This window comes from Delftia sp., assembly GCF_059499305.1.
Genome location: NZ_JCABYI010000020.1, coordinates 260,190 through 280,129 on the forward strand (window position 1 = coordinate 260,190; position 19,940 = coordinate 280,129).

Genomic DNA, 19,940 nt, shown 5'->3' on the forward strand with positions numbered 1-19,940 from the left:
ACATCTTTCTGTTTTCCTTCACCTCATCTCACTGGACCATCATGAGCCAACTCCCAGAAATCATCCGTGACATAGAGCGCGTGGACGCCCAAGTCGTGCAGCGCGCAGCCGGCTTTCAGGCCGCCATCCTGGCCGACGTGGCGGGCCGCCGCGGCACCATGCATTCGCGCGTGGCGCCCGTGCACCAGGGCATGAAAGTGGCCGGCCCGGCCTTCACCGTCGAGGTGCGTCCCGGCGACAACCTCATGATCCACGCCGCCATCGCGCTGGCCCGGCCCGGCGACGTGCTGGTCATCGACGGCAAGGGCGACCAGACCGCCGCGCTGATGGGCACGCTGATGCTCAGCGCCTGCAAGAAGCTGGGCCTGGCCGGCGTCATCGTGGACGGCGCCATCCGCGACCGCCTGGAGCTGCTGGAGCTGGACTTCCCCGTGTTCAGCGCAGGCTTCAATCCCGCAGGCCCGACCAAGTTCGTGCCGGGCCGCATCAACCACGCCATCTGCGCTGGTGGCACGACGGTTCACCCGGGCGACCTGGTGGTGGGCGATGCCGATGGCGTGGTCGTCATCGAGCGCGCCAAGGCACCCGCCATGCTGGAGCTGGCCGTGAAGAAGGTGGCCGACGAGGCCGCCCGCATCGAGGCCATTGCGCGCGGCGACACGGCATCGAAGTGGCTGCCCGCGGCCCTGCGCGCGGCCGGCGTGCTCAAGGAAGGGGAATCGCTGTGAGCACCATCATCGTCACCGGCGCCGATCTGGCGCCACAGGCCCTGGACCTGCTGGCCCGGCACGACATCGTCTATGCGGGCAAGACGCCCACCGAAGAGGACCTGGTCGCGCTGTGCCGCGCCCATGATCCCGTGGCCATCATCGTGCGCTACGGCAAGGTGGGCGCGGCCGTGATGGACGCGGCGCCCTCGCTGCGCGTGATCTCCAAGCACGGCAGCGGCACGGACACCATCGACAAGGCGGCCGCCGCCGAACGCGGCATTGCCGTGGTGGCTGCGGCTGGCGCCAACGCGGCGGCCGTGGCCGAGCAGGCACTCGCGCTGCTGCTGGCCTGCGCCAAGTCGGTGGTGGCGCTGGATGCCCGCATGCACGCAGGCCACTGGGACAAGGCCACGCACAAGAGCCTGGAGCTGGGCGGGCGCACCGTGGGCCTGGTGGGGCTGGGCGCCATCGGGCTGCGCTTTGCGCGCATGGCCGATGCGCTGGGCATGCGCGTGATCGGCTTCGATCCCTTCGCAAAGAACCTGCCCGCCTACGTGCAGCCCGTGGACCTGGAAACCATCTGGCGCGAGTCCGACGCGATTTCGCTGCACTGCCCGCTGACCGAGGAAAACCGGGGCATGCTCGGCGCCTCCACGCTGGCGGCCTGCAGGCGCGGTGTGATCGTGGTCAACACCGCACGCGGCGGCCTGATCGACGAGGCCGCGCTGCTGGCCGCCGTGCGCTCGGGCCAGGTGGCGGCCGCAGGGCTGGACAGCTTTGCGGTGGAGCCCATGGTGGCCGGCCACCCGTTCCAGGGCGAAAGGAACTTCGTGCTCAGCCCCCATATCGGCGGCGTGACCGGCGATGCCTACGTGAACATGGGCGTGGGCGCGGCCCGCAATGTGCTGGAGGTGCTGGCCCGCGTGCCTGCGGTGGCCGGCGCCTGAGCCAGGGCAGGGGCGCCGTGTGCGCCCTTGGCCCATGCATGTGCATGCATGTGATTTGAGGAGACAAGCGATGTCGAGGAATTTCCAAGAGGTCCGCCGCCTGGCCTTGCGCGGCGGCCTGCTGGCCGCCGTGGGGCTGGCCGTGCTGGGCGCCCAGCCCGCGCTGGCGCAGAAGGACTATCCGGCCAAGCCCGTGCGGCTGGTCGTGGGCTTTGCGGCGGGCGGCCCCACCGACGTGGTGGCGCGCGCCTTTGCCGACCATGCGGGCAAGGCGCTGGGCCAGCCCTTCGTGGTGGACAACAAGCCCGGGGCCAACACCATACTGGCCGCGCAGGCCGTGGCTGGCGCGCCGGCCGATGGCTATACGCTGCTGTTCGGCGCCACCAACCACAGCATGATCCCGGCGCTGTACCAGGGCCGCGTGAAGTTCGAGGTGGTGCGCTCGTTCCGGCCGCTGTGCACGGTGGCCAGCAGCCCCACGGTGCTGGTCGTGGGGCCGGGCATGCCGGCGCGCAACCTGCAGGATTACATGGACCAGGCACGCAGCCGGCCCGGCAGCGTCACGGCCGGCACGGCGGGCATGGGCAGTTCGGGCCATTTCGCCACCGAGATGTTTGCGCGGGCCAAGGGCCTGAAGCTCAACCACGTGCCCTACAAGGGCGCGGCGCCCGTGGTCACGGATCTCATGGGCGGCCAGCTCGACAGCTCCTTCGCCACGCTGGGCTCGGTGCTGCCCCAGGTGCGCAGCGGCAAGCTCACGGCGCTGGCCGTGGCTTCGCCCAGACGCGCGTCCCTGCTGCCCCAGGTGCCCACCTTTGCCGAAGCGGGTGGCGGCGACTACTCGGCCGATGTCTGGTACGGCGTGCTCGCGCCGGCCGGCATTCCCGACGGCGCGGCCCAGGCGCTGGAGCGCGTGGCCGTGGAGTTTGCCAAGAGTGCATCGGCCGCGGACAAGCTGCACGGCCTGGGCATGGATGCCGAGTCCAGCTGCGGCAGCGCCTTCGCGCAGCGCGTGGCCAGCGAAGCGGCCTCCTATGCGCAGATCGCCCGCGAACTGAACCTGAAGGCGGATTGATTCGGCCGCCGCCCCCTCTAAAAAATGTGGAGACAAGCCATGAAATTCCTTGCCAGAACCCTGATCGCGGCCTGCGCCCTGGCCGCCGCCGTGGCCCAGGCCGCCTTTCCCGAGCGTCCCATCACCCTGGTCGTGCCCTATGCGCCCGGCGGCGGCGCCGACGCGGCCGCGCGCCTGCTGGCCACGCGCATGGGCGCGCGGCTGGGCACCAGCATCATCGTGGACAACCGGCCCGGCGCCAGCGGCACCATTGGCGCCAGCCAGGTGGCCAAGGCGCGCGCCGACGGGTACACGGTGCTCTACGACGCCACGCCGTTTTCCATCAACCCGCATCTGTTTGCCAAGCTGCCCTATGCGCGCAGCGCGCTGCAGCCGCTGTCGCTGGTGCTGCTCATGCCCAATGTGGTCGTGGTCAAGGCCGACTCGCCCGTGCGCAGCGTGGCCGACCTGGCGGCCAGGGCCAAGGCGCAGCCGGGCAAGATCAACTTCGCCTCGGGCGGCAGCGGCACGGTGCAGCGCCTGGCGGCCGAGCTGTTCCGCCAGCGGCTGGAGCTGGACATGGTCCATGTGCCCTACAAGAGCGGCGGGCCGGCCATTGCCGATGTGATGGGCGGGCAGGTGGACTTCATGTTCGGCACCATGGCGGCCACCTATCCGCTGGTCACGGGCGGCAAGCTGCGCGCCCTGGCCGTGGCGGCGCCCCAGCGCTCGGCGCGCCTGCCCGATGTGCCCACCGTGTCCGAGACCGTGATTCCCGGCTACGAGGCCTATGAGTGGAACGGCATCTTCCTGCCCACGGGCACGCCCGAGCCCGTGGCCGCGCGCCTGCACCAGGCGCTGTCCGAGGTGCTGCAGGAAGCCGAGGTGCGCCAGCGCCTGAGCGACCTGGGCGCCCAGCCCATGGCATCGACGCCGGCCGAGTTCGCCGCCTTCCTCCAGAAGGAAGACGCCAAGTGGGGCGAGGTGGTGCGCAAGGGCGCCATCGTGCTGGACTGAGCGCATGGGCATGACCGACATCGCCATGGCCGTGCCGCACTCGGCCGGCACGAGCAGGCCTGCGCGCACGCTGCCGCCCCTGGCTTGCGACAGCCACATGCACATCTTCGATGCGCGCTTTGCGCCGTCGCCGCACTGGCCGCGCACGCCTCCGCAGGCCGACGTGGCCATGTACCGTCAACTGCAGCAGCGCCTGGGCACCTCGCGCGCCGTGGTGGTCACGCCCTCGACCTATGGCACGGACAACGCCTGCACGCTGGATGCGCTGGAGCGCCTGGGCGATGATGCGCGCGGCGTGGCCGTGGTCGCCCACGATGTGGCCGATGCCGAGCTGGACCGGCTGGCCGCGCACCGTGTCTGCGGGCTGCGCGTGAACTTTGTCTCGCCGCAGTCCTGGGGCGAGACCACGGCCCACATGCTGGTCACGCTGGCGCACCGGGTCGCACGGCTGGGTTGGCATGTGCAGGTCTTCATGCAGCCCGAACAGCTGGTGGCGCTGGAGCCCGTGCTGGGCGCGCTGCCCGTGCCCCTGGTCGTGGACCACCTGGGTCGCATCGACCCGGCCGCGGGCATGCAGGGCGTGGAGGGCGCGGCCCATGCCGCGCTGCGCCGGCTGCTCGATGGCGGCAATACCTGGGTCAAGCTCTCCGGCGCCTATATGCGTTCATCGGTGGGCGGCCCCTCCTATGCCGACACGCTGCCGCTGGGCCGCGACCTGGTGCGCGCCGCACCCGAGCGCCTGGTCTGGGGCAGCGACTGGCCGCACACCACCGAGGCGCCGGGCTCCGTCGACGATGCCGATCTGGTCGATCTGCTGCAGGCCTGGGCGGGCACGGACGAGGCCATGGACCGCATCCTGGTCGACAATCCAGCGCGCCTGTACGGTTTCAGCGCCATCCCCTGAAATCCCGAGAAAGACAAGCACCATGTTCCTGCTGCAAGCCCCCCAGGTCTGCGAACTCGAATCGTTCACCGCCATGCCCGACGCCCTGCGCCGCCCCGAGCGCAGCGACTGGGCCGATGCCAACCGGGGCGGCGCCGTCACCGACTCCTTCCTCGAGGGGCCGGTGTTCGACGGCGCCGGCAACCTGTACGTGGCCGACATTCCCTGGGGCCGCGTCTTCCGCATCGATCCGCAAGGCGCCTGGACCCTGGTGGCCGAGTACGACGGCGAGCCCAACGGCATGAAGTTCCTTGACGAGCGCACGCTGCTGATCACCGACTACAAGAACGGCCTGATGTGCCTGGAGGTGGCCACGGGGCGCGTCAGCCCCTATCTGCAGCGGCGCAACAGCGAGCGCTTCAAGGGCGTGAACGATCTGGTCTTCGATGCCGAAGGCAACCTCTACTTCACCGACCAGGGCCAGAGCGGCCTGCACGATCCCAGCGGCCGCCTGTACCGCCTGCGGCCGGACGGCCGGCTGGACCTGCTGCTGGCCAACGTGCCCAGCCCCAACGGCGTGGCGCTGTCGCCCGATGGCCGCGTGCTCTACCTGGCCGTGACGCGCGGCAACTGCGTCTGGCGCGTGCCCCTGCTGCCCGATGGCAGCGTGGCCAAGGTGGGGCAGTTCTTCACCTCCTACGGCCCCAGCGGTCCCGATGGGCTGGCCGTGGATGACCAGGGCCGGCTGCTGGTGGCCAACCCGGGCCTGGGCCTGGTGTGGGTGCTCAACCATCGGGCCGAGCCCGTGCAGGTGCTGCGTGGCGTGCCGGGAAGCTCGCTCACCAACCTGGCCTTTGGCGGCGCGGACCGCCGCACGCTGTATGTGACGGACTCCACGCACGGGCGCATTCTGCGTGCCCGGCTGGAGGCGCCGGGGCTGGCGCTGCACGGCTTGAGCAAGGGCTGAGGCGGCCGTCGCGACCTTCTCAGCCGTCTCGGCAGTCTCAGTCGTCGCAACCGTTCCTCAGGGCCTGGCCGGCATGTCCAGGATCTCCCGGGCTTCCTGCAGCAGGCCTATCCACAGCTGCTCCTGCTGTATGCCGGCCTTGAGCACCAGATGCTGCAGCCGCCGCTCGCGCGTGGGCGGCTTGTCCAGGAAGTCGCGCTGCTCCAGGCGCTGGTAGACGTCCAGCTGCGCCTGGTGCAGTGCCAGCAGCCGTTGCACTTCGTCCTGCAGTCCGCAGGGTCCCACCACCGCCTCGGCACGCAGGCGCACCATCCATTCCTCGCGCAGCGGCTTGGGGTCTTCCTGCTCGGCCACCCAGCGCTTGAGCTCCTTGCGGCCCGTGGGCAGGATGCGGTACTGGCGCTTGCGGCCCCGGCCGGATTCGGCGGGCAGGGCCTCGATCCATTGCGCCTCCTCCAGTCGTGCGAGTTCGCGGTAGATCTGCTGGTGCGTGGCGTTCCAGAAGTAGCCGATGGAGCGGTCGAAGCGCTCGGCAAGTTCCGAGCCCGAGCAGGGGTGCTCGACCAAGGCGGTGAGAAGGGCGTGTGGCAGGGACATCGGCAACAAAGGGACTGGCGCTGGGCGCCATCTTACGGGCCTGCATGGAGGCGCGGCCAAGCGCTGCAGTCATTTCTGCAATTTTTTGCGCAACCAGTTGCATAAATAAAGGAGGCTGACTACATTCATGCAATCAGTTGCATAAAAAAGCGAGACAGGCATGACCCACTACCCCCACCTGAATGCCGAACTGGACCTGGGCTTCACCACGCTCAGAAACCGCGTGCTCATGGGCTCCATGCACGTGGGCCTGGAAGAGGCGCCCAACGGCTTCGAGCGCATGGCCGCCTTCTACGCCGAGCGCGCGCGCGGCGAGGTGGGCTTGATCGTCACGGGCGGCATCGCCCCCAATGAGCGCGGCCGGCCCATGAAGGGCGGCGCCATGATGGTCAACGAACACGAGGCGGACCAGCACCGCATCGTCACGCAGGCCGTCCATGCCGAGGGCGGCAAGATCGCCATGCAGATCCTGCACTTCGGCCGCTACGCCTACCAGCCCGGGCTGGTGGCGCCCAGCGCGCTGCAGGCGCCCATCAACCCCTTCGTGCCGCATGCGCTGACGGGCGACGAGGTGGAGCAGACCATCGAGGACTTCGTGCGCTGCGCAGCCCTGGCCCGGCATGCGGGCTACGACGGCGTGGAGATCATGGGCTCCGAGGGCTATCTGATCAACGAGTTCATCGCCGCACGCACCAACCACCGCGATGACGAATGGGGCGGCAGCTACGCGGGCCGCATGCGCTTTGCGGTGGAGATCGTGCGGCGCACGCGCCAGCGTGTGGGGCGGGACTTCATCATCATCTACCGCCTGTCCATGCTGGACCTGGTGGAGGGCGGCTCCACGCTGGAGGAAGTGATCGCGCTGGCCCAGGCCATCGAGGCCGCGGGCGCCACGCTGCTGAACACGGGCATAGGCTGGCACGAGGCGCGCATCCCCACCATCGCCACCAAGGTGCCGCGCGCCGCCTATGCCTGGGTCACGCAGCGCGTGATGGGGCAGGTGGGCATCCCGCTGATCACCTCCAACCGCATCAACACGCCCGAAGTGGCCGAGCGCCTGCTGGCCGAGGGCTATGCCGACATGGTCTCCATGGCCCGGCCGCTGCTGGCCGATGGCGACTTCGTGCGCAAGGCGCGCCAGGGCCGTGCCGACGAGATCAACACCTGCATTGCCTGCAACCAGGCCTGCCTGGACCATACCTTTGGCGGCAAGATCACCTCCTGCCTGGTCAACCCGCGCGCCTGCCACGAGACCGAGCTGGTGATTGCGCCCGCGCCCGCCGCCAAGCGCATCGCTGTGGTGGGTGCCGGCCCGGCGGGCCTGAGCTTTGCCGTCACCGCCGCGCAGCGCGGCCATGCGGTGACGCTGTTCGATGCGGCCAGCGAGATCGGCGGGCAGTTCAACATTGCCAAGAAGGTGCCTGGCAAGGAGGAGTTCCACGAGACGCTGCGCTACTTCCGCCGCCAGCTGGAGCTGGGCGGCGTGGCGCTGCGACTGGGCCACCGCGTGGAGGCAGCCCAGCTCATCGAGGGCGGCTATGACGAGATCGTGCTGGCCACGGGCATACGGCCGCGCGTTCCCGCCATCGACGGCGTGGACCATCCCAAGGTGCTCGGCTACCTGGACGTGCTGCAGGGCGACAGGCCCGTGGGCGAGCGCGTGGCCATCATCGGCGCGGGCGGCATCGGCTTCGATGTGGCCGAGTACCTGACCCATGCCGGCGACAGCGGCGCCGTGGCGCCCCGCAAGTTCTATGCGGAGTGGGGCATAGACACGGACTACGCCCAGGCCGGCGGCCTGGCGCAGCCGCAGGCCCAGCCCTCGCCGCGCCGCGTGCACCTGCTGCAGCGCAAGTCCACCAAGGTGGGCGACCAACTGGGCAAGACCACGGGCTGGATACACCGCACCTCGCTGAAGGCACGCAGCGTGGCCATGGGCTCGGGCGTGGCCTATGAGCGCATCGACGACGCCGGGCTGCACATCACCGTGGACGGCCAGCCGCAACTGCTGGAGGTGGACAACGTCGTGCTCTGCGCGGGCCAGGAGCCGCAGCGCGAGCTGCATGCGGCCCTGAGCGCGGCGGGCTGCAGCGTGCACCTGATCGGCGGCGCCGACGTGGCGGCCGAACTCGACGCCAAGCGCGCCATCGTGCAAGGCACCACGCTGGCGGCCAGCCTTTGAGGGCGCCGCCCGATTCCGTTTTCCACCTCAACCACCAGGAGACAAGCATGTCCCAGCCCCCGAAGAACGCCCATCCCGCAGTCGCCCGCTCCCTGGAGCTGTGGCATCGCATGGTTGCCGCCAGCGACCTGGGCGAGCTGCACACCATCGTCCATCCCGATGCGGTGTTCCGCTCGCCCATGGCCAACACGCCCTATGCCTCGGCAGCCGCGCTGATGCTGGCGCTGTCCACCGTGGTCCAGGTCTTCGAGAACTTCACCTACCACCGCCAGATGGCCAGCGATGACGGCCTGGACGTGGTGCTGGAGTTCAGCGCCAGCGTGGGTGGCAAGAACCTCAAGGGAATCGACTTCATCCGCTTCGACGAGCAGGGGCTGATCCGGGAATTCGAGGTCATGGTGCGCCCCATGAGCGGCCTGCAGGCCCTGGGCACGGAGATGGGCAAGCGGCTGGGCGACAAGCTTCCCGCCTTCAAGGCCGTGGCCTGAGGGCAGGGCGTGCCATGAAAAACGCCCCCGAAGTTTCGGGGGCGTTTTGCCGTGGGCGTCAGCCGGTCAGAGCGTGCCGGCCTTCTGGCGGGCGATGGCATCGGCCACGCCCTTGCCGTAGGCCGGGTCGGCCTGGGTGCAGTGCGCTATGTGCTTTTGCACGATGTGCTCGGACACACCGGCGATGTTGCGCGCCGTGTTCTCGAACAGGCGCTGCTGCGCATCGGGCGTGAGCAGGCGGAACAGGTCGCCGGGCTGGGTGAAGTAGTCGGCATCGTCCTCGCGGTAGTTCCAGCGGTCGGCCGCGCCGTTGAGGGCCAGCGGCGGCTCGGCGAAGGCCGGCTGCTCCTGCCACTCGCCCTTGGTGTTGGGCTCGTAGGCGATGGTGCCGCCGTAGTTGCCGTCCACGCGCATGGCGCCGTCCCGGTGGTAGGCGTGGTAGGGGCAGCGCGGCGCGTTCACGGGGATCTGGTGGTGGTTCACGCCCAGGCGGTAGCGCGCGGCATCGCCATACGAGAACAGGCGCGACTGCAGCATGCGGTCGGGCGAGGGGCCGATGCCCGGCACCAGGTTGGCCGGCGTGAACGAGGCCTGCTCCACATCGGCGTGGTAGTTGCGCGGGTTGCGGTTGAGCTCCATCACGCCCACTTCGATCAGCGGGTAGTCCTTCTTGCTCCAGACCTTGGTCAGGTCGAAGGGGTGGAAGCGGTAGGTCTCGGCTTCATGCTCGGGCATGATCTGCACGCACAGCTTCCAGCGCGGGAACTCGCCGCGGTCGATGGCCTCGAGCAGGTCGCGCTGGCTGCTTTCACGGTCGGAGGCGACGACGGAGGCCGCCTCGGAATCGGTGAAGTTCTCGATGCCCTGCTGGCAGACCCAGTGGAACTTGACCCAGTGGCGCTCGTTGCTGGCGTTGATGAAGCTGTAGGTATGCGAGCCGAAGCCATGCATGTGGCGGTAGCCGCGCGGAATGCCCCGGTCGCTCATGACGATGGTGATCTGGTGCAGCGCCTCGGGCAGGCCGGTCCAGAAGTCCCAGTTGTTCTCGGGCGAGCGCAGGTTGGTGTAGGGGTCGCGCTTGACGGCCTTGTTCAGGTCCGGGAACTTGAGCGGGTCGCGGAAGAAGAACACCGGCGTGTTGTTGCCCACCAGGTCCCAGTTGCCTTCCTCGGTATAGAGCTTGACGGCGAAGCCGCGGATATCGCGCTCGGCGTCGGCCGCGCCGCGCTCGCCGGCCACGGTGGAAAAGCGCGCGAACACTTCGGTCTGCTTGCCGATGTCGGAGAACACCTTGGCGCGGGTGTAGCGCGTGATGTCACCCGTCACGGTGAAGGTGCCGAAGGCGCCCGAGCCCTTGGCGTGCATGCGGCGCTCGGGAATCACTTCGCGGTTGAAGTGGGCCATTTTTTCCAGATGCCACAGGTCCTGCAGCAGCATCGGGCCACGCGGGCCGGCCGTGAGCGAGTCCTGGTTGTTGGCAACCGGGGCACCTGCGGCGGTGGTGAGCTTGTGGGTCATGGTCTCTCCTTGATCGAGGGGTGGTAGCGGCGCCGGCTTGCACGCAGGCAGCGCGGCGCTTGGAAAATCAATAGCTGCGTGCTATCGAATTGCTTTTATTGTTGTTTCGTTCTATGGATGCGGCAAGGCTTTGGCGATTGGCAAATCTCAACTGCGCCATAGCCAAAAAATTTCACCGCACCCCGCCTGCGTCGTGCCGGGCATGCTTTTTGCCAAGGCATTGTGTTGCGCGGGCGGATACGGCCCGTGTAGGCCGTCGCCCTGTCAGCCAGAGACCAGCTTGTGGACCAGATCGGCGGCCGTGGAGGCGCCGTACTTGCGCATCAGCCGTGCGCGGTAGATCTCCACCGTGCGGTGGCTGATGGCCAGGGCACGGCCGATTTCCTTGGAGGTCAGGCCTTCCAGCAGGCGGGCGGCCACCTCGCGCTCGCGCCCCGTGAGTTCGGCCTTGACGGGGCGCTGGGCGCTGAGGTCCTCGAAGCTCCAGATGCCCGAGGCATGCGGGTCGCTGCGGTCCAGCGTGCGGCCCGTGACATGGCACCAGAACGTTTCGCCGTTGGCGCGCTTCATGATGCGGTTGTCCGAATAAAAGCCCCTTGCATTGAGAATGGGCGCGATGCGCGCGCCCAGCCGCTCATACTCGTCGGCGCTGGGGTAGAGGATCTGGAAGGTCTGGCCGATCAGCACCTCGCGCGAGGCCTCGAACATCTCGCAGACCTGGCGATTGCAGTCGATCATGGTGCGGTTGCGCGAGATCACGAGACCGACGGGGGCGGCCTCGAACGCCAGCCTGTAATCTATATCCATGGGCAAATCTTTACGAAAAACTACCTATGCAAGTACGTAGTATCGTAGCGCATCCAATCTGAAGGAGACATGTGTGAAAAAGCTCTACCCCTCTGCGGAGCAGGCGCTCCAGGGCGTCGTGGCCGACGGGCAATTGCTGGCTGTGGGAGGCTTCGGCCTGTGCGGCATTCCCGAGGCCCTGATCGACGCGCTGCGTGACAGCGGCGTCAAGGGCCTGACGGTGATTTCCAACAACGCGGGCGTGGACGGCTTCGGCCTGGGCAAGCTGCTGGAGACGCGCCAGATCAAGAAGATGATCTCGTCGTATGTGGGCGAGAACAAGGAGTTCGAGCGCCAGTACCTGGCCGGCGAGCTGGAGCTGGAATTCACGCCCCAGGGCACGCTGGCCGAGAAGCTGCGCGCAGGCGGCGCCGGCATTCCCGCCTTCTTCACCAAGACCGGCGTGGGCACCATGGTGGCCGAGGGCAAGGAGCTGCGCGAGTTCGACGGCGAGACCTATGTGATGGAGCGCTCGCTCGTGCCCGATGTCTCCCTGGTCAAGGCCCACCGTGCCGACAAGAGCGGCAACCTGCAGTTCCGCCTGACGGCGCGCAACTTCAACCCTGCCGCCGCCACGGCCGGCAAGGTCTGCATCGTGGAAGTGGAGGAGGTGGTCGAGGTCGGCGAGATCGCACCGGACGACATCCACCTGCCCGGCATCTACGTGCACCGCATCGTGCACAACCCGAACCCCGAAAAGCGCATCGAAAAGCGCACCATCACAGAAAAACAAGGAGCCTGACCATGCCGTGGACCCAAGACCAGATGGCCGCCCGCGCGGCCCAAGAACTCGAAGACGGCTTCTACGTCAACCTGGGCATCGGCATTCCCACCCTGGTGGCCAACCACACGGGTGACAAGGAAGTGTGGCTGCAGTCCGAGAACGGCATGCTGGGCATCGGCCCCTTCCCGACCGAGGATGCCGTGGACGCCGACCTGATCAACGCCGGCAAGCAGACCGTGACGACGATTGCCGGCTCGTCCATCTTCGGCAGCGACCAGTCGTTCGCCATGATCCGCGGCGGCAAGATCAACCTGTCCATCCTGGGCGCCATGCAGGTGTCCGAGAAGGGCGACCTGGCCAACTGGATGATCCCCGGCAAGATGGTCAAGGGCATGGGCGGCGCCATGGACCTGGTGGCGGGCGTCAAGCGCGTCATCGTGCTCATGGAGCATGTGGCAAAGAAGAAGGACGGCACGACCGACCTCAAAATTCTTCCCGCCTGCACTCTGCCTTTGACCGGCGTGGGCGTGGTGGACCGTATCATCACCGACCTGGGAGTGATGGACGTGACGCCGCAGGGCCTGAAGCTCGTGGAACTGGCCCCCGAAGTGAGCTTCGAGGACATCCAGTCCAAGACCGGCGTGACGCTGATTCGCTGATGTTGCTGTGCAGTGCCTGCCTGGTGCAGGCCTGCGCGACGAGAGCCCGCCTTGCGCGGGCTCTTTTGCTTATATTTCAGATTTCGAGCCAATGGGAGCCTCTATGACGGATGTCGCGGCCGTGCGCAATCCACCGACAGCGCAGGGATGGAAGGACGAGGGCGTGCATTTCCTGCGCGCCGTCACCGACATGGCCGAGCATTGCAACGTGGTGACCGGCGAGCCCATCTTCAACGACAAGGGTGTCAAGCTCGTGGACAAGGGCGCGCGCATCGACAGCAACATGTACGAGCGCCTGGTCAAGCACAAGCTGCGCGACCCCATCGACAAGCACCTGGGCGTGGACAACCGCGTGGACGTGCTGGCCATCGAGGCCCAGGCCATGGTGCAATGCGAGACCGTGGACCTGATGCGCCGCCTGGTGCAGTCGCTGGGCGGCACGGACCGGCTGCTGGCGCCGCTGCGCCTGATGGTGCTGCCGCCGCAGATCGCCTTCAAGCTCACGGTCATGCGCGAGCAGCGGCCCGAGCTGTTCGCCCACAGCCTGCAGATGATGCTGGTGGCCGTCTACCTGGCGCTGCAAAGCGAATGGAGCGAGCGTGAATGCGGCCCGCTGGCCACGGCGGCCCTGCTGCACGACGTGGGCATGCTCTACATGGACCCGGCCTGGACCGACCCCAACTACCGGCTCACGGGCGCCGAGCGCAAGCACCTGGTGGCGCACTCGGTCACGGGCATGCTCATCATGCGGGGCGCGGGCGCGTATTCGCAGGACGTGGAAATGGCCGTGCTCGAGCACCACGAGCGCATGGACGGCACGGGCTATCCGCGCGGCGTGCATGGCGAAGCCATCTCCAAAATGGGCCGTATCCTGTTGCTGGCCGAGGTGGTCTCGGCCTTCTTCGACAAATTCCAGGACCTGCCCGGCCAGCGCCTGTCGCTGATGCTGCGCATGAACCACCGCCGCTATCCGGCCGATCTGGTCGGCATCCTGCTGCCGCTGCTGTACGACGAGATCTCGCCGGGCACGCCGCTGCCGCCGCTGCAGGCCGAGGTCACGCACAGCGTGGCAGCGCTGTCGGCCGCCTTCCAGATGTGGGACACGTTCAGCCAGGCCTTTCCCGAGCGCTGGCAGGCCATGCCCGACCACCAGGCGGCCGTCTACATCGACTCCAGCATCGGCAGCCTGCAAAAGCAGCTGGCCGAGGCCGGCCTGCACCCGAACCAGCAGACCGACCTGCTGGCCTACCTCAAGGACGACGTGCAGGGCATGAGCGAGCTGGCCCTGCTCAGCCGCGAGGCCCTGTGGCAGCTGCAGGCCATTGTCAACGCCTGCCTGCGCCGCTGGCCCGCCATCAACGCCCGCACCCACGCCGTGGACACGGCGGTCGCGCAATGGTGCGAAGCCTGCATGCAGATCGACGCCACGCCGCCGCCGGGTGGGGCAGCAGGAACAACTGCGCATTGAGGCAGCCGGGCTTGCCCGGCTTTTTTACGGCCGTGGAGCTGTGGGGAAATCAAGGGTGCTGTATATTTGTACAGTATCTTGAGAATTCCCCATGACCACGACAGACGCCTTTCAACCTGCGCAGTCCGCCTCCCTGGCGGGCGCGGCGCGTGTGCTGCCTCAGTTGCAGGGCGTGTGGCGTGGCGATGGCTGGCAGCAGGCGCTGCAGCAGCGCGTCCAGCCTTCGGGCCATGCGCTGCTGGATGCGCAATTGCCGGGCGGGGGCTGGCCGCTGGGCGCCATGGTCGAGCTGCTGCAGCCCGCCCATGGCCATGCCGAATGGCCGCTGCTGCTGCCGGGCCTGGCGGCCCTGATGCAGCGCAGCGCGGGCCAGGTGGTGCTGGTGGCGCCGCCTTGCAGGCCTTTTGCTCCGGGACTGGAAGCGGCGGGCGTGGCGGCGCACCGGCTGTGCTGCGTGGAGGCCGACACCCACCCGGACACCCACCCCGGCGCCCACCCGGCAGGCGATGGGGCAGGGCTGGCCTGGGTCTGTGAGCAGGCACTGCGCTGCCGCGACGTGCTGGCCGTGCTGGCCTGGCTGCCGGCCGGTCTGCCCATGGCCACGCTGCGCCGGCTGCAATGGGCGGCCGCTGCGCAGGGGCGCATTCTGTGGCTGTGGCGCGAGGCCTCGGCCTCCCTGCAGACGGTGGCCTCGCCTGCGCCGCTGCGGCTGCGCGTGGAGACCGAGCTGGGGGTGCCGGGCGAAGGCGGTACGCCAGCCTGCCTGCGCGTGCAGTTGCTCAAGCGCCGGGGGCCTGCGCTGGAGCATCCCTTGAAACTGCCGCTGCACCACTGGGCCTGGCAGGACGTGCTGCAGGCCCAGGCCCTGCGGCGCACCCGGCAGGCGGGCGAGGCGCAGCGCTGGCTTCATGGACACGGGCAACTGCTGCCCGCCGAGGCGCCCGCCCTGCAGGCGGCAGCGCACACCCTGGGATGAGATGCCATGGCACAGCCGAACCAAGCACTGCACTGGATTGCCTGGCCGCTGCATGCCGCGCAGGGCGATGGCCAGGGCAACGGCGACAGTGATGGCAAAGGCAGTGCCTGCGCGCAGCAGGCCTGGTGGGCCCTGCGCTGGACGCCGCGCGTGGCCGTCTGGCAGGGCGCAGGGCAGGCCGTGGCGCTGATGGAGGTGGGCAGCGTGGAGCGCCTGTGGGGCGGCCGCCAGTCCATGCTGCTGGGCCTGCTGCGCGCTCTGCGTGAACAGCAGCCTGACACAGGGCAGGCAGGCAGCCCGCAGATGCCGGTCTGGGCCCGGGCCGCCACGGCCTGGCAGGCGCTGGCCCGGCTGCGCTGGCGCATGCAGGGCACGGATTCGCGCCAGCCCTGGCCGCCTGCCGATGACCTTCCGATCTGGACCCTGCCCGCGCTCGAACCCCATGCGCCGGCCCTGGAGCGCATGGGCTGCCGCCGCTGGGGCGAGCTGCGCGCCCTGCCGCGCGCGGGCCTGGCGCGGCGCATCGGGCTGCCGGCCCTGCTGGCGCTGGACCAGGCCTATGGCAGCAGCCCCCATGCGCTGGACTGGCTGGAGCTGCCCGAACACTTTGCATTGCGCGCCGACCTGGGCTATCCGGCCAGCGACGCCCAGGCCCTGCTGCAGGCCGCCCGGCCCCTGCTGCGCGCGCTGCAGGCCTGGCTGCAGGCCCGCCACCAGGGCGTGCTGGGCCTGCAACTGCGCTGGCACCACGATCTGCGGCGCGTGGACGGCACGCAGCTGCCGGCCTGGGAAGCGCTGGACATCCGCACGGCCCGGCCCGCCCAGGCGCTGGAGCACATGGAGCGCCTGCTGCGCGAACGCCTGGCCCGTACGCCCTGGCGCGCGCCTGCGGACATGCTGGAGCTGGTGGCGCTGGACACCGCGCCTTTCGCGGCCGATGCCGGCAGTTGCCTGCCACCGGCCGCGCCCGGTCCGGCGCCGCTGGGCGAGGCGGCAGGCGCGACAGACGTGGCCAGCGGCATGGCCTGGCATGAATGGGTGGAGCGCGTCTCGGCCCGCCGTGGCGCGCAGGGCGTGCGGGTGGCGCAGCTGCAATCGGACCACCGGCCCGAGGCCATGCAGCGCTGGACCCCGGCCTGCGAGGCCCTGCAGACCCCGCAGGCACCGCGGCGGCCCGCGCACGCGCGCAAGGCGGCCAACCCCTGGCAGGGCCTGCTGCCGCCCTGGCTGCTTGATCCGCCCCAGCCCCTGCTCCTGCAGGGCAGCCGCCCTTGCTGGCAGGGGCCGCTGCAATTGCTGGCCGGCCCCTATCGGCTGGAGGCCGGCTGGTGGGGGGAGCCGCAGGCCGATGCGGCGCTGGCCGTGCGTGACTATTTCGTGGCCAGCAACGCGGCTGTCGGCCATGTCTGGATCTACCGCGAGCGCGCGCCTGCATCGGAGCGGCTGCCAGGCATGCCGGCCCTGCTGTCGCCCGCCGCCTGGTTTGCGCAAGGCATCTATGGCTGAACAGGACATCCTGCTGGAGCCGCCGCCCCCGCAGCTGCAGCGGCTGCAGCCCCCGCCCCAGGCCACCGGGCCGGTGTCCGGCATGGCATCGGGCCCGGGCCTGCCCGGCTATGCGGAGCTGCACTGCCTGTCGAACTTCAGCTTTCTGCGCGGCGCCTCTTCGCCGGCCCAACTGGTGCAGCGCACCAAGGCCCTGGGCTACCAGGCGCTGGCCCTGACCGACGAATGCTCGGTGGCCGGCGCTGTGCGGGCCTTCGAGGCCGCGCGCGACTGCGAGATGGCCCTGATCCATGGCAGCGAATTTGCCTGGGGCCCGCTGCGCGTGGTGGCGCTGGCGCGCGATCTGAACGGCTGGGGCAACCTCTGCGAATTCATCAGCGCAGCGCGCGCCCGTGCCGACAAGGGCCGGTACCTGGTCGATGCCGACAGCCCCTGGCATCTGCTGCGTGAAGGCTGCGAATGCATCGTCCTGCCACAGCGTGCGCTGCTTCCAGCCGGCGATGTGCCCGCCATCGCCCAGGCCGTGCAGGCCGCCGTGGCGCAGCTGGGGCCGGGCTGCTGGCTGGGCGTGGAGCTGCTGCTGGCGCCCGACGACAGCCTGTGGCTGCAAAGCCTGCAGGACGTGGCAGGGTTACTGGGCCTGTCCTGCGTGGCATGCGGCGACGTGCACATGCATGCGCGCTCGCGCAAGCCGCTGCAGGACCTGGTGACGGCGCTGCGCCTGGGCTGCACCGTGGCCGAATGCGGCTTCGAGCTGCATCCCAATGCCGAGCGGCATCTGCGCTCGCGCTTGCGGCTGGGCGGCATCTATCCGCGCGCCATGCTGGATGCAACCCTGCAGATTGCCGCGCGCTGCGATTTCAAGCTCAGTGAGATCAGCTACCACTATCCGCAGGAAAGCGTGCTGCCCGGCATGGACGCGCGCCAGACCCTGGCCTGGCATACCTGGCAGGGAGCGGCGGGGCGCTATCCGCAAGGCATTCCCGAATCGGTCGCCAAGCAATTGAAGGATGAGCTGGAGCTGATCGCCGAATGCCGCTACGAGATGTACTTTCTCACCGTGCACGACATCGTGCGCTATGCGCGCAGCGAAGGCATCCTGTGCCAGGGGCGCGGTTCGGCCGCGAACTCGGCCGTCTGCTATTGCCTGGGCATCACGGCCGTGGATCCGAACAAGACCACGCTGCTGATGGCGCGCTTCATCAGCCGCGAGCGCAGCGAGCCCCCAGATATCGACGTGGACTTCGAGCACGCGCGGCGCGAGACCGTCATCCAGTACATCTACGAAAAATACGGCCGCGGCCGTGCGGCGCTGACGGCCGTGGTCAGCTGCTGGCGCACGCGCGGCGCGCTGCGCGATGCGGGCAAGGCCCTGGGCGTGGATGCGGTGCTGATCGACGCCATGGCCCGGCAGCACCACTGGTTCAGCGATGCCGAGGACCAGGCGGCCGAGCCGGAGCCCGAACCCGATGACCCCGCCCTGGGCTGGGTGCGCTCCAAGCTGCTGCGCCTGGCCCGGCTGCGCGAGCGGCTGGGCGACGACTGCCCGCAACTGTCGCCCCAGCGTGCGCGGCTGTGGCTGGAGCTGGCCTTGCAGCTGCGCGACAGCCCGCGCCACCTGAGCCAGCATGTGGGCGGATTTGTGCTGACCGACGGGCCGCTGACGCGGCTGGTGCCCGTGGAGCCGGCCGCCATGGAGGGCCGCTCGGTCATCCAGTGGGACAAGGACGATCTGGACACCATGAAGCTGCTCAAGGTCGATGTGCTGGCCCTGGGCATGCTCACCGTGCTGCGCGGCAGCCTGCACGCGCGCGCCGCGCTGCGCGGCCCGCGCTGGGAGCTGGCCGACATTCCCAAGGACGACCCGGCCACCTACGACATGATCTGCCGCGCCGACACCGTGGGTACCTTCCAGATCGAGAGCCGGGCGCAGATGAGCATGCTGCCCCGGCTGCGGCCGCGCGTGTTCTACGACCTGGTGGTCGAGGTCGCCATCGTGCGGCCCGGCCCCATACAGGGCGGCATGGTCCATCCCTATCTGCAGGCGCGCGAGCGCAGGGACCAGGAAGGGGAACTGGTGTTGGAGAAGCCCGAACTCAAGCAGGCGCTGGAGCGCACGCTGGGCGTGCCCATTTTCCAGGAGCAGGTCATGCAAATCGCCATGATCGCGGCGAATTTCTCGGCGGGGGAGGCCGACGAACTGCGCCGCTCCATGGCCGCCTGGCGGCGCAAGGGCGGCATACACCATTTCGAGCGCAAGCTGATCGAGGGCATGCTGGCCAAGGGCTATAGCCCGGAATTCGCCCACGCCATCGTCCGCCAGATCCAGGGCTTCGGTGAATACGGCTTCCCAGAAAGCCATGCCTACAGCTTCGCCATGCTGGCCTATGCCAGCGCCTGGCTCAAGCGCCATGAGCCGGCCTGTTTCCTCATGGCCTTGCTCAATGCCCAGCCCATGGGCTTCTACACCCCCTCGCAACTGATCCAGGATGCGCGCCGCCACGGCGTGCGCGTGCTGCCCGTCGATGTGCGCCACAGCGACTGGGACTGCACGCTGGAGGCGCCGCACGAGCGCATTGCCGGCGTCGAGCTGCCGCAGCCGGCCGTGCGCCTGGGGCTGTGCATGGTGGCGCAGCTGCCAAAGACTTCGGGCGAGCGCGTGGCCCAGGTCCGCGCGCAGGCACCGTTCAGGAGCACCGAGGACCTGGCCCTGCGCGCCCGGCTGCAGCGCGCCGAGCTGCAGGCCCTGGCGGCGGCCGATGCGCTGCAGGGCCTGTCAGGCCACCGCCGCCAGCAGATGTGGGATGCGGCGGCCCTGCAGGTGCAGCCCCCGCTGTTCGCGGGCGTGCCCGTGCACGAGGCGCCCGTGCAACTGGCCGCCGCGCCCGAGGGCGAGGAAATCCTGTTCGACTACGCGGCCACGGGCCTGAGCCTGCGCCGCCACCCGCTGGCCCTGCTGCGTGACCGCCTGCGCCGCCACGGGCTTCGCACGGCGCTGGAGCTGCGCGACACGCTGGCGGGCATGCGCGTGCGGGCCTGCGGCATCGTCACCGTGCGCCAGCGCCCGCCCACGGCCAAGGGCACGGTCTTCATCACGCTGGAGGACGAGACGGGCACGGTCAACCTGGTGGTCTGGCCCGATACCGTCACGCGCTGGGGCGAGCCCTTGCTGGGCGCGCGGCTGCTGGCGGTCGAGGGCATCTGGCAAAGCAGCTCTGACTGGGGCGGCGGCAAGGACTGCGGCGAGTCAGTGCCTGCAGAGCAGGCCAGCCAGGAGGTGCCCGCCGTGCGCCATCTCATCGTGCACCGCGCCCGCGACATGAGCCGCTGGCTGGGCCGCCTGGGCGGCGCCGGCGTGGCGAGCCGCAATTTCCACTGAGGGCTGTTGCCGTTGCTGC

The 19,940-nt window shown here is 69.3% G+C and carries 17 protein-coding genes; 14 read left to right on the plus strand and 3 right to left on the minus strand.

The genetic code is table 11. The annotated features are described in order from the left end of the window. Positions 1 to 41 precede the first annotated feature (41 nt). From AC5I49_RS12025 to AC5I49_RS12050, 6 genes are all read left to right on the plus strand, one after another. Complete coding sequence (locus tag AC5I49_RS12025; protein ID WP_016451551.1) at positions 42 to 728, plus strand: RraA family protein; 687 nt, start codon at positions 42 to 44, stop codon at positions 726 to 728. Continuing rightward, positions 725 to 1,657, plus strand: a complete 933-nt coding sequence (locus tag AC5I49_RS12030) for an NAD(P)-dependent oxidoreductase (protein ID WP_016446267.1) — start codon at positions 725 to 727, stop codon at positions 1,655 to 1,657. The genes AC5I49_RS12025 and AC5I49_RS12030 overlap by 4 nt, the downstream gene beginning before the upstream one ends. 70 nt (positions 1,658 to 1,727) lie before the next feature. Then, the gene (locus AC5I49_RS12035) at positions 1,728 to 2,732 is read left to right on the plus strand and encodes a Bug family tripartite tricarboxylate transporter substrate binding protein (protein WP_495789400.1); all 1,005 of its coding nucleotides are present in this window, start codon (positions 1,728 to 1,730) and stop codon (positions 2,730 to 2,732) included. 39 nt (positions 2,733 to 2,771) lie between these two features. Beyond that, positions 2,772 to 3,728: a tripartite tricarboxylate transporter substrate binding protein gene (locus AC5I49_RS12040; protein WP_016446265.1), complete on the plus strand. Its 957-nt coding sequence runs from the start codon at positions 2,772 to 2,774 to the stop codon at positions 3,726 to 3,728. A 4-nt stretch (positions 3,729 to 3,732) separates the two neighbouring features. Next, entirely contained in the window at positions 3,733 to 4,632 is a 900-nt protein-coding gene (locus tag AC5I49_RS12045) for an amidohydrolase family protein (RefSeq protein WP_495789401.1), read from the plus strand. Positions 4,633 to 4,654: 22 nt separating this feature from the next. Then, positions 4,655 to 5,578: an SMP-30/gluconolactonase/LRE family protein gene (locus AC5I49_RS12050; protein ID WP_495789402.1), complete on the plus strand. Its 924-nt coding sequence runs from the start codon at positions 4,655 to 4,657 to the stop codon at positions 5,576 to 5,578. Positions 5,579 to 5,635: 57 nt separating this feature from the next. On the opposite strand, the gene AC5I49_RS12055 is transcribed toward AC5I49_RS12050, so the two are convergent. Next, on the minus strand, positions 5,636 to 6,175 hold the full coding sequence (locus AC5I49_RS12055) for a PadR family transcriptional regulator (RefSeq protein ID WP_016446262.1): 540 nt from the start codon (positions 6,173 to 6,175) through the stop codon (positions 5,636 to 5,638). Positions 6,176 to 6,335: 160 nt separating this feature from the next. Between AC5I49_RS12055 and AC5I49_RS12060 the strand changes: the two genes are divergently transcribed. Together AC5I49_RS12060 and AC5I49_RS12065 are read left to right on the plus strand one after the other, a co-directional pair. After that, on the plus strand, positions 6,336 to 8,357 hold the full coding sequence (locus AC5I49_RS12060; protein ID WP_495789403.1) for a 2,4-dienoyl-CoA reductase FMN-binding domain-containing protein: 2,022 nt from the start codon (positions 6,336 to 6,338) through the stop codon (positions 8,355 to 8,357). Between the two features lie 47 nt (positions 8,358 to 8,404). Next, positions 8,405 to 8,845 (plus strand): nuclear transport factor 2 family protein, encoded by a 441-nt coding sequence (locus AC5I49_RS12065; protein WP_016446260.1) that lies wholly within the window; start codon positions 8,405 to 8,407, stop codon positions 8,843 to 8,845. A gap of 66 nt (positions 8,846 to 8,911) precedes the next feature. Here AC5I49_RS12065 and AC5I49_RS12070 read toward each other — a convergent pair whose 3' ends face one another. Both AC5I49_RS12070 and AC5I49_RS12075 read right to left on the minus strand, forming a co-directional pair. Beyond that, positions 8,912 to 10,363: a catalase gene (locus tag AC5I49_RS12070; RefSeq protein ID WP_016446259.1), complete on the minus strand. Its 1,452-nt coding sequence runs from the start codon at positions 10,361 to 10,363 to the stop codon at positions 8,912 to 8,914. A 264-nt stretch (positions 10,364 to 10,627) separates the two neighbouring features. Then, the gene (locus AC5I49_RS12075) at positions 10,628 to 11,170 is read right to left on the minus strand and encodes a PAS and helix-turn-helix domain-containing protein (RefSeq protein ID WP_016446258.1); all 543 of its coding nucleotides are present in this window, start codon (positions 11,168 to 11,170) and stop codon (positions 10,628 to 10,630) included. Between the two features lie 73 nt (positions 11,171 to 11,243). On the opposite strand from AC5I49_RS12075, the gene AC5I49_RS12080 reads away from it, so the two are divergent. From AC5I49_RS12080 to dnaE, 6 genes are all read left to right on the plus strand, one after another. Next, complete coding sequence (locus AC5I49_RS12080; RefSeq protein WP_016446257.1) at positions 11,244 to 11,951, plus strand: CoA transferase subunit A; 708 nt, start codon at positions 11,244 to 11,246, stop codon at positions 11,949 to 11,951. A gap of 2 nt (positions 11,952 to 11,953) precedes the next feature. Then, the gene (locus AC5I49_RS12085) at positions 11,954 to 12,592 is read left to right on the plus strand and encodes a 3-oxoacid CoA-transferase subunit B (RefSeq protein ID WP_012206068.1); all 639 of its coding nucleotides are present in this window, start codon (positions 11,954 to 11,956) and stop codon (positions 12,590 to 12,592) included. A 103-nt stretch (positions 12,593 to 12,695) separates the two neighbouring features. Beyond that, positions 12,696 to 14,060, plus strand: coding sequence for an HD-GYP domain-containing protein (locus tag AC5I49_RS12090; RefSeq protein WP_016451584.1), 1,365 nt, complete (start codon positions 12,696 to 12,698; stop codon positions 14,058 to 14,060). Between the two features lie 91 nt (positions 14,061 to 14,151). Beyond that, complete coding sequence (gene imuA, locus AC5I49_RS12095) at positions 14,152 to 15,036, plus strand: translesion DNA synthesis-associated protein ImuA (protein ID WP_495789404.1); 885 nt, start codon at positions 14,152 to 14,154, stop codon at positions 15,034 to 15,036. A gap of 6 nt (positions 15,037 to 15,042) precedes the next feature. Beyond that, positions 15,043 to 16,542, plus strand: a complete 1,500-nt coding sequence (locus tag AC5I49_RS12100; RefSeq protein WP_495789405.1) for a Y-family DNA polymerase — start codon at positions 15,043 to 15,045, stop codon at positions 16,540 to 16,542. Continuing rightward, entirely contained in the window at positions 16,535 to 19,921 is a 3,387-nt protein-coding gene (gene dnaE, locus AC5I49_RS12105; RefSeq protein WP_495789406.1) for a DNA polymerase III subunit alpha, read from the plus strand. The genes AC5I49_RS12100 and dnaE overlap by 8 nt, the downstream gene beginning before the upstream one ends. The last annotated feature ends 19 nt before the right edge of the window (positions 19,922 to 19,940 follow it).